Below are 935 nucleotides of genomic sequence, written 5' to 3' on the forward strand. Positions count from 1 at the left end.
CAGGGTCGAAGATCCTACGGCTCAGGATACTGTCGATGAAGCCTTGCAGGGCATCAGGACTGAGACCGTGCTTTTCGGCGATGACGGCCAGTTCCCGGGCGTTCTTCTCCGCCTTGAAGCGGTCGTAACCCTCGCGGATGGCCTGCTCGTCCAGCCCCTTGCCTTCCGTGAGGGTGTTGATGTATTCGATCATGTCCTCGCGCTCGTCGAGGAACTTTGCATTGCCGGCCAGCAGGCCGATGAGTTGCTCACGGCTTATCTTCTGCTTCCTGGGCGGCTGGCCGGTGAAGCGGGCGATGAGTTTCATGATGTAGTCATAGTCGATGAGCGCAGAGTCGAACAGCACGAACTCGAAATCGAGCTGCCGGATGGGGTCGTTGGGGTCTGGCGTCTTCTCCTGCCTGGCTTTGAGCTCCTGGGCAACATCGAGATAGACGCCCCTGAAGGCGCGCAGGTCATCTTCCGGCAGCAGTTTATCAATGGTCTCGCGCAGTTCAGGATCGAGATCGGTGTACTGGTCGAGCTGGGTACGGATGCGCTGCACTTCCCTGAAGCAGTTGATGAAGGTGGCGCGGGCCTCGTCACCCTTGAGGCTGGCGACTTCCCCGGGCCTGCAGTCCACGCCCTGGGATTGCATGAAGTTTCACCGGGCAGTAGGATTAAACACTATGATGGACTGATAAAAGGGGCACAGGAGGCCTATTCAGAGTATCTGGAAAAGAGCAAGGAACTAGACAATCTCGATAATATCGTGGATAGGATATGAGAGCTATAGAAAAACAGAAATATTGGAGACATCCATGATTGATATAACACGAGGTTTGAACAAGAAACCAGTGGCTTCGGTGGCTCTTATAGAGCATCTCAGGCAATTAGATGAGATAGAAGGAGAATGCTTCTTTGGGTATCCACTGATTGCAACGCCTGAGGGAGGG

The 935-nt window shown here is 54.5% G+C and carries 1 protein-coding gene; it reads right to left on the reverse strand.

What is annotated here, in order from left to right:
• The coding region (locus ACOCD2_RS22270) for a type I restriction endonuclease subunit R, EcoR124 family (RefSeq protein WP_419626138.1) at positions 1 to 637 on the reverse strand (637 nt) is incomplete at its 3' end.
• Between the last annotated feature and the right edge of the window lie 298 nt (positions 638 to 935).

Origin of the sequence: Thiolapillus sp. (assembly GCF_048562965.1) — a bacterium.
Taxonomy (GTDB): domain Bacteria; phylum Pseudomonadota; class Gammaproteobacteria; order Chromatiales; family Chromatiaceae; genus Thiolapillus; species Thiolapillus brandeum_A.